We start from the raw sequence: 14,391 nt of genomic DNA on the forward strand, positions 1-14,391 counted from the left end.
GGGACAGATAATTATCTGTCCCTACAGTTTTTTTTATCTTCTTATCTGAGAGGTGATGGTCGAATCTTTGATTTTATCATCTTCTGCCAGGAGGAAAGCCTTGGACAAAATGATCGATAATCCCTGATCTCCTTCGAAAGGAATGAATACTTTTTCTGAGACAGATTTTTTCTGACTTCGATCCGGCACGATGCAGAGATATTGATCATTGGGCTCCATGAGGATATTGGTGCTACCCATGTGGATTTTGTAGGTTCTGATTTTGCCTTTTACGGTCAGGAATTTTTCCCCTACTTCTGCTACCTCTTTGATTTTGAGACGCGGGACGAGATTCTTGAGTATCGACTTACGGTTCTTGGCTATCTCCGATAAGTCCCCAAAGGAATAGCTTTGCCAATAGGTCTGCATCTGTGGTCGCCCTCCATTGTCATGCCAGGTCGGATCATTTCCTACACTGGCTACTCCTACAAATAAATCTACATCTCGCAGAACTTCCGAAAACAATACCCGTGGCACATCTACCAACTCCACAACATCTCCTGTATCGATTTTGATAAAGCGAATCTGATCCGTACTCATGTATTTCCAGATCCCCGAATCATTAAATTCGTCATGTCCATCGACGGCCTGCACCCAGAATTGTGCTCGTAGGTTGTGTTCAGGTATGGGCAATTCACAATAGTCATCATAGCCCCCGTCCCAGGCTCCCTGTAAAGCCGCTTTCCACATGCGTCCTTTGGCCAGATTTACATATTGATGTTGTTTTAGAATGTGGGTAGCCATGCGATTGCTATAGGTTCGGGTATTGATCTCAGCATCTGTGAGGAGGTAAACTTCTCGAAAGGCTTGCTTCATAGGCTGCTGAATTTCTTTTTCGATCAGGAAATTTCGCCAGGCCTCTATCCCATCTACCGAATCCAAAGCCGGATGCCACAATGAAACCTCTGCTTTTTCAGTAATCTTGACTTCTCCTTTTTCCGGATGTATCCATTTCCCTTCCAAATAAATGGCAGGAGTCATCTTTCCTTCATGCTCGAAATTCCATATCAGCTTTTTAGCGATACTGGACATCAACCCATGATCCAGAAAATGCTTGCGGAAAGTCTCCATGTCCCACTTTCTATCGACTTTGAACATGCGATCTATACGCTCCTTTTGAGCAGAAGTACTCTGCTCAATCTGCTTTTTGCTTTGCTTGAGTTTTTTCAGCTTGTCTGGATATTTCTCCTTGACCAAAGCAGGGACAGATTTTTGTCGCTTCCCATCTTCTTTTAACCAGTAAAAATCAGTTCTGCCGGGCTTGGTGATCTCAATTACTGCTGTAAAAGGATCGAAGTTTACTTCCTTTCGCCCATCTACCAATCCAAAATTATCTACTGCCAGGTCTTCAATCTCATGGACGGAAATGCCTTTCTCTTTGGCAGCTTGATTCAGGTATTTATTGATGATTTTATTGGCAGAAGGCTGTTTGATCTTCATTTTAAGGCGAGAAAGCCTGCCGATTCCATCCAACCCTCTCGATTTGAATAGACTATAAAAACAAGCATTGCCCAAAGCGGGCGCAATGGGACCAACTCCAGGGACTTTCTTATAACATCTTTCCCCTAATGCACTGAGGTTGCTGAGTGTTCGAGCATCGGAGAAATGAGAACTCATCCAGATTAAGCCTTTCAGGTTTACGGCATTAGGAGGACTCAGGAAGCCGTAGAAGTGATTGGGCCTATATGAATATCCAGTAAGCTGTACCTGGTCCCTCAAGCTTTCCTTGAGGCCCAGAACGAATTCCATCCATTCATTGATCGTATTTCGGAAGCTATCCTTTCCCAATTGCTCGATGAGGGCTTTGCTGTCTTTGAGGTAGCGGGCACTAGGTTTCGAAGAGCTGGCAGATTGGGTTTTTCTAAGCAGGAGGAACCATACGGACTGTTCGAGATCATTCGGCCAGTTTTCTATAGACAAATTGACCTTGTCTTTGAGCGGGTCATTTCCCTTGAGGTAATATGGAACAATGGTGGGTTTTCCATCCGACTTATTCCCAAGTACCTGATCTATACGATCCAGGACTTTCACTCTTTCCTTCTCATATTGGTACTCCTGATAAGCGTCTATCTTTTTTCGAAAATGTATCAGATATTCTCCTAGCTCTTTCGAAATGCTCGTTTTTTTATACTGTTTGAGGAGTTGATTCAAAAAGGAAAGGATGGGCCAGCTAAAGAGATTTCCCCAATTTCGATATTGCCTGCTCATGAAGATGCTGAGTAAACGTTTTACTTCCTCATCTTCCCAGCTGATTTTAATTCTGAAGAGTTGTTTGAAATAAGCTTCAAGAATGTAAATCCTTCTATAAGGATTATCATTATAGTTTCTCTTTTTGAGTTTATAGTAAGCATAAATCTCATCACATAAATAGAATAGAAAAGCTACTTTTTCCTTATCTGATAAAGGCTTTATAATTTCTTCCCAGGCTGTTAATTCTGTTGCCTTTAAGGAAAAGAGGTATTGACGATCTTCTACTTCTTTGAAACTTTGTTTTATGATAACTGCGTAGGGGCTTTCCTGGCTTTCTTCCAGACCGAAGAAATTCAAAACATTTTTTAGTATTTCCATGATTGTGTTGATTATCCTCCGACCAGAGGGGTAAGTTTGATGAAGCTGATTTCTGTGTTTTCGTTAAGCATAACCGCCTGATCCAGGCTTTCAGATTGTATGGTATCAACCAGGACAAAGAAGCCGTTTTTCTGAAAGGCATCCAGGGCGATATATACCTGCTTTTCTGCATCTATGGGCTTGGGGCGTTTGAGCTTGTAGCCATTGATGCTTTGCTCGGCTTCACTGGGTTTAACCAGGCCTTTGAAATACTCCGGCAATCTTTCATTATAAAGTCTAACCTCTTCCCGTACGCGCGCACTAATGATTTCTCTTACGGTGCTCTTTTCGCTTTGCATGTCCAGGCTCAGTTCGTGAATGACTTGACCCGTAAAGCTTTCGTCTTTGATGGTAATGATCATATCTGTGTTGATTATGCTTGTTACTTGATTGAATTCAGTTTCATATTTATTTGGATAAATCAATTCGTCTTGCCCAAGCTTGATGCCAGATTTAGACATGCCAAATCCAGGCTCAATCCTGAGTTGCCGATAAGTATGATACATTTGAATGGCTCTACCCTTAGCCTCCTATCCAGAAATGGGATAGAATTGTTTCATGCGTTGGGTTAAAGAAAATGAGATGGGAATATTGTGTTCTCCTCTGTACTTTTCTTGTGTTAAAGATCGGGAAAATCCGAGAGATTTCAAAAGGATTTTTGAGTCTTGATGGACCCTTCGCCTCAGGCCTACACTCCCTAGGCCTGCGGAACAATGGAGTGCGCGCAGGCCATTAAAAACAAATCTTGTCATTCCGAGGCTAGGTTAGGAAAGGCTCCTGCGTGCCGAGGAATCTTATCTTCTGATCGTCTCAAATAATACATGATCTCTCAGCCCGCATGCCCTTTCACAATCAAACTTCGAGATGACCTGCGGCCTGGATTGAGGCTTGTTTCTCTCCCGAGAGAAACGGGGCCTGCAGCGGAAGAGTCAATCGCTTTTCCTCTTACCAAAGATCTTACAAAGACTGAATCCTGCCAGAAAGGCGATCAGTAGCCAGACAAACATTCCCAATTGCGGCATTAGGATTTCTATGGTCTTAAAGTTGATTTGTTTTTAAAAATTGCGGGAAGGCATCAATATGCTGAATTTCAAAATCTGGTTGTACCTCGGATTGATTTGATCTACCATGGCTCACCCAGCAGGTTTTTATCCCGAAATCATTTCCTCCCTGTATATCGGAATGAATGCTATCTCCCACTATGAGCATTTCTTCTTTGGGAGGGTTTTGGGGAATGGAATCGTAAACGGCTTCAAAATATGCTCCATGAGGTTTGGCTACTCCGATTTCATCCGAAACAATGATGCTGTCGAAGTAGTGGCTCATATTCAGGCGATTTAAGCGTGCCCGTTGAACTTCCTTCAGTCCGTTGGTTACGATGCTGAGGTGGTAGTCTTTTTTTAGACCCGTTAATAAATCCGCGACTCCCTCATAGGCTTCACTTTTCAGGATGAGATTGTCGAGAAAAGCCTTGCTAAACGTCTGGGCAGGCAATTCGCTTCTGCCGATTTCCTGAAAGAGGACTTCAAAGCGTTTGTATCGGAGGGTAACGGCATCGATTTTCCCTTGTTCGAAGGCCATCCAATGGTGGTGGTTGACTTCCTGGTAGATCGCATGAATTTCGTCTGTGCATTCCACTTCATGCGCTTCAAAACTTGCCCATAAAGCGGCTTTGGCAGCACCGCTAAAGTCTAATAAAGTATTGTCGACATCAAAAAGAAGCCAGGATAGCTTTTGCATCTTGTGTTTTTAGATCGATAGATTTCCAACAGGGCTTAGAGTACTTCCCTGATCTTATTGCTAATTATACTAAAAAGTCCCCATTGTTCTTTGCGAACAGCTTTCTCAAGCAAACTGAACGGAAAGACGGTAAGGCTATTTTTTTCGTGATATAAACCGGTTTCCCGACCATATTGATCTGTGATGATCTTCCACTGCATGCCAAAGCTATCTTCGAGATACTTCCCCCAGGCAGCAGCGAGTGCATTATTGATGAAATTGGTTTCAATGCCATATTTCTCCTGCAGATTTTGTTCCTGTCCGATTTTTAAAAGGGCTTCGACATTGGCGGGAGCAAAGGGATGCTCAGGATCGGATTCAGGAAGTCCTTGCAGTAATTCTCCTGCTAGCCCCTGAAGGTTTTCCAAATACTCTACCTCTTCAGGCTTCAGATCCTCCAGATCAAGTTTCTTTTTTCCCTCTTCTGTAGTTTCCTGCTCGCTGTATTCCTGTCCGTCCGGACCGATGATATTTTTAGACATAGTGTAAAGGTAGAGATAAATCTAGCGCTAATATCGCTCTCCTTTCCATTTCTCCTTTTTGCGTTTTTTCAAGACCTTGCCAAACTCATTTCCTTGAGGAATTATTCGTAGGATACGCTTGGCAGGAATCGAATGAGAAAGGACGATTTGATAATCCGAAAGGGAAGTCCACATATAGTCATGAGAATTCATGCTTTCAATGAGGGATTTTGGATCATTGTTTTGGGCCAGCTTTGCTTGCTCCATGCAAATTTTGTACATCTCCTGCCCATCAATGATGCCTTTGAGGAGTTTTTTCTGACTGGCAATTCGATAGCCCAACTCAAAACTGAGGTTGTCCCGAAATTTCTTTCCTAATTCCTTGGTTGTACTGATCTCCTTTTCAAATTCTGTCCAATTGGTCGCCCCAAACCATTGCCCGAAATAAGCTGGCATATCATCATCTGTAATGCGGAAGAGTATGCCATTGTATTTCATCCGGCTTCTTACCTGATATCTATTGAAAAAGTGGACCCACCAACGATCGAGTGCATGGTGACCGGTCAGGGGAAAGCAGAAGAGTCCTTTTTTATTCTTCCGTATCCCGTTTTTAAGTATGTTTTTCGTTTTACTTACCGGTGTCCAGTGTACTGCTAGCATGTATGTGAAGTGAATACAAATTTACGAATCCATCCGGGAATTGTTTGGCCTTGAGCATATAGAGGATTACCTTAAGAGGAATCGACACATTCTATACCCAAGCTAGCGCTATTCTTATGAAGAAATATCTGCTAATCTTTCTGCTACTACTGGCTGCTTGTTCTCCGAAACTCAAGCGGCATAAATTCCCCACCAAAGTAGACACGACAACAAAGCCGGTTTCCTATCAGGAAAAGAAAACATTTTCTGTAGGAGGAGTAATGGCTAGCAATGACTTTCCTGCGGCTCGCCTCAATGATTTTACACAGATCAATGATTCAACTTTCGAAGCTACCATACTTCCGGAAAATGAACCCATAAATCCAAGTCCCTGGTATGCTTTTAGGATTTGGTCAGAAGAAAAAGAAAAAGTGTATGTCAAATTGAATTATCCGGGGCATAAGCATCGCTATAATCCCAAACTAAGCAAAGAAGGAGATTACTGGCAGCCCCTGGATAGTATGGATATTGAGCTGGCAGAGGATAAGTCTCATGCGATCCTCAAACTGAAGATCGGAAAACAGCCTTTATGGGTAGCTGCTCAGGAAATAGAAGACCATAAAAGGGTAGGGGAATGGGTCAATGAAATGGCGGAACATCGGGCGGTTACAGCAGGCGCAGCAGGGAGTAGTGTACAGGGGCGTTCGCTCTATTTTATGGATATGGGTTATCGGGAGAAAAAGAAAAAGCCAACCGTCATCATCATCAGCCGACAACATCCACCAGAAGTGACAGGATTTTTAGCGATGAAAGCTTTTGTCGAAACCATTTTGAAGGAAGGTACTGATAATGGTTTCCTAAGCAAATATCGGGTGCTCGTTTATCCGCTTATGAATCCTGATGGAGTTGATCAGGGGCATTTTCGACACAATACGGGAGGGATAGATATGAATCGAGACTGGGCCTTTTATCACCAGCCTGAAGTTCGGCAGGTGGCAGAGCATATGGTGAGCCAAACCGGCGAGCATAAAAATAGAGTAGTGCTGGGCCTGGATTTCCACAGTACCTATAAGGATGTATACTATACCAATAATGAAAGTCTGAGAAGTTGGATTCCAGGCTTTACTGCAGATTGGTTATCCCGGATTTCAACCGAGTTGGGACTGGAGGATATCAATGAAAGACCTAGTGGATTGGGAGCACCCGTATCCAAGGGTTGGTTTTTTCAGCAATTTCGGGCAGAGGGAATTACCTATGAAATAGGAGATGATACGCCCCGCGATTTCATCCGCCAGAAAGGAGAGATTTCCGCTCGCGCCATGATGGAAGTATTGATGAGCCGGGCAGAAGAGTGGAGACTATAAGAAATTGAAGAACTAGTAAGAAGAAGCTAAGAAATAAGTGAGGTACAAAAGAGGCCACGGATTCTTGGCTAAATCTTTGATGCTTCTAATTCTGGTTTTGCCATTCATCTACCTGCCTAGTCCCGAAGAAATCGATTGCGAAATTCTCCCCAACTAAGGACCTGATTATTTCGAATGAATTTTCCGTTTTGGTTCTTCAGGTATTCTTTTTCCCCTTCGATAACTCCTTTTACCCGCCCCCGGTCAACTTGTAGCCAATACTCTCCGCAAATAGAGATACTGTAATCACTATTTCTTTCTTCATCATGTCCTCGGCTACTGCTTCCCCGAGCAAAAGCAATGACCCAGACACTACCTTTGGGATAATTGCTGATAAAGGGACGACAGAGGTCTCCATTGTCTCCCCAGATGATGAGAGATTGTCGATCTTCTCTTCCCTGAAGGACTTCCATGACTTCCACTTCCATGGACATGGGTTTTCTGTTATCATAAATATTTTTGAAACTCGTGTGGCGTTTAACCCTGACCAGGGCCACCAGCGGAGCATCCCGGGACACATCTAAAAATGAGCCACCCCAGGTACAGGAACATTTCATAGACTCCGTGGGAGCTTGGGAAAAGAGCAATGCAAGGAGAAGGACGATGCCTGTTTTCATGCGTTTCTGTTTGGGTTGTTAGTATTGTCAATGTTGAGCTGAGCGCATGCGGTTGATAGATCCGGATTCTAAAGAACTTGCTCTAAAGGTTTAGCTCTTGAGCGGCATGCCTGGATATTTGAGACTGTATTACCTTTTGTTTTGACGAAAAAATAGGTCGAAGTATCAATGGCCCTCTATAAAAAAAGTCCAACAAATACGACACACTTATCCCAATGTCTTGACTGCTTAAAGAAAAGAATTGAGGTAAAATCTTAGCGCATCCTGCTAATCTGTCAGCACCTTGTATCGATTGATGGAATTTTCCCTGAGAGGATCTTGTGTTTCCTGATTCTCTTGAATACCTATTTAAATATCGAAAAAAATAAGCTATCCTCAAATTCGGAAATTGTAGGCATTCAGAATAGATCTTCCTTCTGAGTGGACAAAATCCTTACTTAGGTTGCTAAAACTTCTACTGATAGTGTCTTTTCCAATGCCTATCCCAGAAAAAGAGGAGGATCGCATAAACAGGAAGTAAAACGGGATAGGCAAAAATGAAGATGAAGGAATAGGCATGATTCATTTTGCTGGCTTCGGGTCCTATGGCCCAGTCTATAATTTCAAAACTGATGACATATCCCAGCAGTATGAGGAAAGGGATGAGTATACTGCCAGCAATATATACCCAGGAAAAACGCTTTTCCTTTGCGATCTGTCTATATTTCTTAATCCCATAAAGATGCAATAAGAGTAAAGCCAGCGTCCATAGCCCTGCCATTACTTCCGGGCCTATTTTGATCAGGGTCCTGGCAAGAGGACTGATTTCTGGTTCAAAATCTATCGACAACCAATCTGTAGGTAGGTCTTCAAACTTCCAGTAGGCCTGCTGATTCAGACTTCCACTATCCGGAACTCCCAAACTGCTACTGAGATTTCCTGCCGGAAAATTTCGCCCATCTATCCAAATCTCTAAACCGCCAAAGGAACGCCAATATCTAGCAGGAGCCAGGGCATATTTATAATTATAGACACGTACCCAGTCCATCATCGAAGTGCCTGCTTCGGCCTGGTATTCTACCTTGATGACATGATTCCCTTCTGTGATATCACTTTGGAAGAATTTGAGTTCGCGGATGCTGACTAGAGAAGATACCTGATCCATATGTGGATCTTTTAGCTCGATTTCCCTATACTTATATCCATCGATTTCCTTGATCTCAAAAAAGTAATCAAAACCTGCAAAGGGTTTCTCATCCAGTAATTCATAGTCTTCTGGAACCCGATCAATCTGAATCTCTTTTCCATCTATCCAAATTCGAAAGCCTTTCAGGTATTCAGAGGCATAAAAGAGAAAAGGGATTTCAATACCTGTACTTCTTGCATGAATATGGTATTCAATTTTGAAGTTTGCAGGCCCCATCTTCTCCGAGAAATCAATCCATATTTTTTCTCCTAAAATATCTACTTCCTCATGCAAAAAGGGAGAAGAGCTCCAGGTCCCTTCAACAAAAGGCTGAGCCATATTGGCAAAGGATAGCCTGTAAGAGAGCAAGATCAGGAGAATTATAAAGGGATATTTTTTCATCTGTGCATTTTCCTTTTTACAATTTGGAGAAAAGAAGGAGGAATGAAAAGCAGCCTTTCGGGAAATAACTGATCTTTTTAATTTTGTTGAAATTCGTTCATGAAGAAACCGGTCTACTATAAGAACTGGTGGATATGGGTCGGAGTTCCCGTTATCAGTGTATTGGCAACCTTTGTTGGAACCCCTCATACCATTTTTGATCCCATTTTGTATGTGAAAATGGGCTTGAATCTGGCGATCGTTAGTTTCGTCTGGTTATTGGCATATGCCTTTACCCTTTTCATGGATAAACGAATGCCCTGGGAGTCCACCTCGCATCTCAAAAGATGGGTCTTTCAACTAGGGATATTTATTCCTCTGGGAACCAGCATAGATGCTTTTGGATTGATCTTACGAAATCAAATCATCGAATGGCCCTTTTCCTGGCATCTCTTTTTTTATACCGATTTCCCCATCCAAATTTTTTTCACCAGCCTGATCTTTTACCTCTACCAGCAGGCCTATCTGAAATACCGGGAAGAAAAGGCAAAGCAGGAGGAAGTCGCAGAAAAATCCTGGAATAGCTTCCGGATAAAAAGAGGGAAAAAGACCTATGTGATTCCGGTGGAGGAGATTGCCTATTTCTACCGAAAAGATCAGTTCAATTATCTCTGTAAAAAGTCGGGAGAAGCCTATATGGTAGACGAATCTCTGAGTGCTATAGAGCAAAAGCTGGATGCCTCCTCTTTTTTTCGTATCAATCGACAATTGTTGGCGCACCGAACTTCTATTTCCTCTTTCAAAGTCCTTCCCAATCGGCAAACAGAACTTGCTGTAGAACCAGAAATGGACCCCCTTCCTCTCCTCAATAAAAACCGCAGCGCCCAATTCAAGCAGTGGGTGAAATTGGATTAGAGATATTTGTCCGCTTCATGTATATGAATGTCCGCTTCATGCTAAAAACGCCTTTTCAGAAGAAACTGTAGTGCTTTTGTCAGGGTATTTAAGATCAAAATTAGTAGCATGAACCTTAGAAAGAATTTTATTTATCTCATTATCCCCTTATTATTATCAAGTCCATTGACACTCCGTGCACAGGAAGAAACTTCAAAAAAACTCTTCCTCCGATTGGGAAGTCTGGACCTCCATCTACTTGACGAACAAGCCAGCCCGATCCTCTATCAGGGAAATGGCATTCAAGCCCAAATAGGCTTTGAAAAACAAAAATCCCTTAATAGCTGGGCCTACAGTTTAAGCATAGGTCAAATGAAACTACAGCCCGATGATCCTGAAGTGCGCTTTGGCGAGGGGGAAGCAGGAACTTCCGCTATGGCCGTTCAGCTTGCTTATCTGAGAAGAATTCCCGGGAGTGGGAGCTTTGCCTGGAGCTATGGGGCGAGACTTCAAAATGAACTTTTGCTGGATTTTGAAGCCATTGGTGATTTTCCCTGGATCTTTGCGCAAGGAGGAATTTTTGCCCAGACTCAAATGGAGTATGCTGCAGGCGAAAAGCATCAAATTTCTGGCGGTATAGCACTGCCTGTATTTAGCTGGATCATTGATATGCCTTATAGTCAGGTGCCTCGAACCGAAGGAAAGGCTCCCGGAGTAGGATCAGCAATAACAGAGGGCTTCCGCATACCTTCCTGGGCGACATATCAGAGAGTTGATCTTTCCTTGGGATACCAATTTGATTTTGCTGAAAAATGGAGTTTAGAAGCTCTGTATCAATGGGCCTGGTTTCACGACAAAGAACCGCGCAACCTTTGGGCCTATCAGGGCAGGCTGGGACTCGGAATCAGTCATCGTTGGTAATGATTTGAGGAGGTAGAAGGTTGATGACCAGGCCTCCTTTATTTGAAAAGTTACATACGCACAACTGTGAATATTTAAGCATTTCTCAACAAATAAACAGAAAACATGAAATCCTATATCTATATAAGCATACTTATCCTTCCCATTTTACTCTTTGGTGCATGCAAAGAAGTTCTGATCCCCACTCCTGAAGCCAATACCATACTCAATAATTATGATGTCTTTGGTCAGGATTTTCAGGAAAAATATGGCCTGTTCAAAGTCAAGAATTTTGATTGGCAAGAAGAATTGAAAATTCATCGGGCAGATTTGGAAGCCAATCCTACAGAAGCAGGTTTATACCAAACCCTAACGGATCTCATTGATGTGCTGAATGATTCTCATGTGGCACTCGAACTGCCTGATCGATCTTTTCCCTTTTATGATGGAGGAATCTATGGCCGTTTGGAAAGAGCGGGCTTTCAGGATACTGATCTGAATCTGGTAAGAAGTAAATATGTCAATGTGATAGACAGTATTCCGTATTCGCTATTCTATGGAAGCATTGAGGGCAATATCGGTTACCTTTATCTTTCCGAGATTAGCGACGATCCCAGCTTTTATGAAGACCTCATGCCAAGCATTCTGGAAAAATTGAAAGATACCAAAGGCATGATCATTGACATACGTGATAACAATGGAGGCGAAGATGAGGGAGGACGGACACTCGCCAGTTTCTTTGCCAGTAAAGAAGCTCCCTATATGATCTCCCGATACAAAACAGGTATAGGGCCTGATGATTTTGAAGAGGATCGGCTCTGGACCCTGAGTCCATATGAGGGAGAGCGCTATGAAAAACCCCTGGCTCTTTTGACCAATCGATATAGTGTAAGTGCTGCAGAGACCTTTAGCTTCGCCATGAAATCCCAAGAACAATTGGTGCATGTCGGAGATACAACAACGGGTGCTTTCTCCGATGCCGTTACCCGCCAACTTCCCAATGGATGGCTATACAGTATATCTGTGGGCGACTATCGAGATGCAGAGAACAAAAGCTTTGAAAGCATAGGTCTTGCTCCGGATGTGCTCATCAAAAATACAGCTGCTGATCTGGCAGCGGGTGAAGACAAAATGCTGGAAGCTGCTATCCAGGCTTTACAATAAGCCCTTTCCCCTAAAATTTGTACACAACTCCAGCTTTGAGGAAAAATGGAGTGCCCGGCGTAAAATGAATTTCTGTAACAGGTTCTGCTTCTTCATAGAGGCGGGACTCTGTTGCAAATTGGGCTTCCTTCCATTCCTGATTAAAGAGATTCTCAACACTCAGCTGGAAGCCCCAGGATTTCTGATCATAGGCAAGATTCAGGTCATTTAGAAAATATCCCTCTGCTGTCAGGCTGTAATCTTCATTGGCGGCTCTATCGGCAAGATAACGATAGCGAAGACTGGCAGAGAAAGCTCTTCCCAATTGGGCCGTAATGCCTCCGGTACTCGTGAGACTGGGAGCCAGGGGAATATGATCATTGCCTGCTTCTGCTTCCAGACTTCTTGCATGGGCATAGTTTACATTCACATCTGTATACATGCGGGGGGACAATTGCCATCTCATGCCGAGATCAATGCCTTTGCGCATACTTTTACCCGAAGGCTCGACGACTCCTTCATCCCCTACATAGACAAATTCCTGCTCCGAATACAGGCCCCAGACTGCCAGATCGATATATAGGCCCGGAATAGCCTGCCAGATAGCTCCCAAATCACTTCCATAGGCAGCAGGCAGGATTTCTCTTCTTTGGGTGACTGAAACCCGTGTATCATTTGAGTGAAAGCTTTTGCCACTCTTGAGGTAAAATTGCCACTGAGGATTGGGACTAAAGATCAGGTTTAATTTAGGACTTGCGATCGTTTGTTTGAGCTGCTCTTTTTCATAGGCTTCCATCAATAAATCCTGCGCAGAAAAATTGAAATGATCTAGTCGAAGGCCGGGATTGAATAACCATTTTCCATTATTCAGGGAAATCTCAGAATAAAGTGCTGTATTTTCTTCGAAAATATTATGGAAACTTCTCCGCTCAAGGATTTCTCTTCGATTGACTGTGTGGCTGAGTTCATTGTTTCGAGAATTGTCTTTTCGCAGGCTAATGCCTGATTTCCACTTTCCTTCCCAGCTTCCCAACTCAAAAAAACGATGGAGGCTGGTGTTAAATCCAAAGAGATTGCGGTTTTCCTTTTGTCGGATTTGATCCCCTCTTTCAGGATCATTGAGGAAAAAGGTGAAATTGGAATAGAGTTCGAAATTGTACTGCGAGAACCAGAGTTGAGACTCTATGAATTGTTTTGGGCTCTGCAGGCTTCTCAGGCTAAGGGAGACATTGCTTCTGGACGTATAGCCTCCTTCTGTATCATCGATGGCTCCAAAACGCCCTATCTGGCCGGAATCGATAGCTCTTTGCGGAATTTGTCCCGAAGCATCCCAGGAACTACTAAAAGTGGAGGCTTGAAATTTGAGGTTATGATTGCCAATCTGGGTGACATATTTGCCAAAGAGATTGAGGCGTTTGAAATCCTGAGGAGATTCGAAAGGACCAGCACTTGTCAGGTATTCGCTGGCGATATAGGCCTGAGAGTTTTGCTGTTGAGGAAGCAGATTGAAGATGGCCATCATTCTCCTTGTATCAAAGCTTCCCACTTCCAGCTTCAATTGGCTTTCTGTTATTTTATCATAGGTTTTGAAGTCTACATAGCCTGCTGTGCTGAAATTCCCTTTGTCTGTGTAATACGGACCTTTCCCAAAATCAATCTTCTCTATGGTTTCGGGAATTAAAAAATGAAGATCTGCATAACCTTGTCCGTGTGCATGTGATACCATATTTACGGGCAAACCATCAGTATTTATCTGGATATCTGTTCCATGGTCGATATCAAAACCTCTGAGAAAAATTTGTTCGGCCTTTCCCCCTCCGGCATGTTGGGCAATGAAAAGGCCGGGAACTTTTTTGAGAATATCCTGGGAAGAACGTACCGGATTTAAAGCAATATCTATTTGGGCGATCTCATTGAGGGTATTGGTCTGTGGGCGGATTTCGATTTGTTGTAGTTGTAAAGGGGCCGGGGAAAGTTTGATCAGGTAATTCCGGGTATTAGGATCAATGATCAGGAATTTCTCTTCATATCCGAGATGACTGATACGGATGCTATCTCCTGTTTGTACTTGTTTCAGAATAAAACTTCCTTCCAAATCGCTATGATGATGTTTGTTCAAGCGTATTTGTTGAATGAGGACATTTTCGAGGATTTCTCCTGTGTGTTTGTCCTGGATTTTTCCTTTGATTTCTTCTTGAGCAAAAGTGGAGTTGAGGCAAAGAAATAGAATCAGAGTTAAGAGGAATGATATTCTCATGTTTGACTTTTGGCCTACTTACGAGAAGGAGTCCTTGATCGGATTTGTGAGGGAGGGATTTAATGAAAAATAAAAGTGAAGGAATGAGGATGGGATATGAGAATGG

At 43.0% G+C, this 14,391-nt stretch carries 12 protein-coding genes; 4 read left to right on the forward strand and 8 right to left on the reverse strand.

Features of this window, described 5'->3' with window-relative positions; translation table 11 throughout:
- Positions 1 to 33: 33 nt before the first annotated feature.
- From R8P61_30325 to R8P61_30345, 5 genes are all read right to left on the reverse strand, one after another.
- Positions 34 to 2,607: a DUF4132 domain-containing protein gene (locus R8P61_30325; protein MDW3651414.1), complete on the reverse strand. Its 2,574-nt coding sequence runs from the start codon at positions 2,605 to 2,607 to the stop codon at positions 34 to 36.
- Positions 2,608 to 2,618: 11 nt separating this feature from the next.
- The gene (locus R8P61_30330; GenBank protein ID MDW3651415.1) at positions 2,619 to 3,152 is read right to left on the reverse strand and encodes a hypothetical protein; all 534 of its coding nucleotides are present in this window, start codon (positions 3,150 to 3,152) and stop codon (positions 2,619 to 2,621) included.
- 532 nt (positions 3,153 to 3,684) lie between these two features.
- Entirely contained in the window at positions 3,685 to 4,386 is a 702-nt protein-coding gene (locus R8P61_30335; GenBank protein MDW3651416.1) for a YjjG family noncanonical pyrimidine nucleotidase, read from the reverse strand.
- Between the two features lie 35 nt (positions 4,387 to 4,421).
- On the reverse strand, positions 4,422 to 4,907 hold the full coding sequence (locus R8P61_30340; protein ID MDW3651417.1) for a DUF3806 domain-containing protein: 486 nt from the start codon (positions 4,905 to 4,907) through the stop codon (positions 4,422 to 4,424).
- Positions 4,908 to 4,934: 27 nt separating this feature from the next.
- Complete coding sequence (locus tag R8P61_30345; GenBank protein MDW3651418.1) at positions 4,935 to 5,546, reverse strand: hypothetical protein; 612 nt, start codon at positions 5,544 to 5,546, stop codon at positions 4,935 to 4,937.
- 116 nt (positions 5,547 to 5,662) lie between these two features.
- Here R8P61_30345 and R8P61_30350 point away from each other — a divergent pair, with 116 nt between their 5' ends.
- Positions 5,663 to 6,889 carry a M14 family metallopeptidase gene (locus R8P61_30350; protein MDW3651419.1) on the forward strand — a complete coding sequence of 409 codons (1,227 nt, stop codon included), beginning with the start codon at positions 5,663 to 5,665 and terminating at the stop codon, positions 6,887 to 6,889.
- Positions 6,890 to 7,005: 116 nt separating this feature from the next.
- Here R8P61_30350 and R8P61_30355 read toward each other — a convergent pair whose 3' ends face one another.
- Together R8P61_30355 and R8P61_30360 are read right to left on the reverse strand one after the other, a co-directional pair.
- Entirely contained in the window at positions 7,006 to 7,545 is a 540-nt protein-coding gene (locus tag R8P61_30355; GenBank protein ID MDW3651420.1) for a hypothetical protein, read from the reverse strand.
- A gap of 454 nt (positions 7,546 to 7,999) precedes the next feature.
- Positions 8,000 to 9,112 (reverse strand): hypothetical protein, encoded by a 1,113-nt coding sequence (locus tag R8P61_30360; GenBank protein ID MDW3651421.1) that lies wholly within the window; start codon positions 9,110 to 9,112, stop codon positions 8,000 to 8,002.
- Positions 9,113 to 9,211: 99 nt separating this feature from the next.
- Here R8P61_30360 and R8P61_30365 point away from each other — a divergent pair, with 99 nt between their 5' ends.
- The 3 genes from R8P61_30365 to R8P61_30375 all read left to right on the forward strand — a co-directional run bounded on the left by R8P61_30365 (position 9,212) and on the right by R8P61_30375 (position 12,049).
- A complete protein-coding gene (locus R8P61_30365; protein MDW3651422.1) occupies positions 9,212 to 10,006 on the forward strand; it encodes a LytTR family transcriptional regulator DNA-binding domain-containing protein in 795 nt (264 codons plus the stop codon).
- 108 nt (positions 10,007 to 10,114) lie between these two features.
- Positions 10,115 to 10,906 (forward strand): hypothetical protein, encoded by a 792-nt coding sequence (locus R8P61_30370; protein MDW3651423.1) that lies wholly within the window; start codon positions 10,115 to 10,117, stop codon positions 10,904 to 10,906.
- A gap of 105 nt (positions 10,907 to 11,011) precedes the next feature.
- Entirely contained in the window at positions 11,012 to 12,049 is a 1,038-nt protein-coding gene (locus R8P61_30375) for a S41 family peptidase (GenBank protein MDW3651424.1), read from the forward strand.
- Between the two features lie 10 nt (positions 12,050 to 12,059).
- On the opposite strand, the gene R8P61_30380 is transcribed toward R8P61_30375, so the two are convergent.
- A complete protein-coding gene (locus R8P61_30380) occupies positions 12,060 to 14,285 on the reverse strand; it encodes a TonB-dependent receptor (protein ID MDW3651425.1) in 2,226 nt (741 codons plus the stop codon).
- Positions 14,286 to 14,391 lie beyond the last annotated feature (106 nt).

Source organism: Bacteroidia bacterium (assembly GCA_033391075.1).
Classification (GTDB): domain Bacteria; phylum Bacteroidota; class Bacteroidia; order J057; family J057; genus JAWPMV01.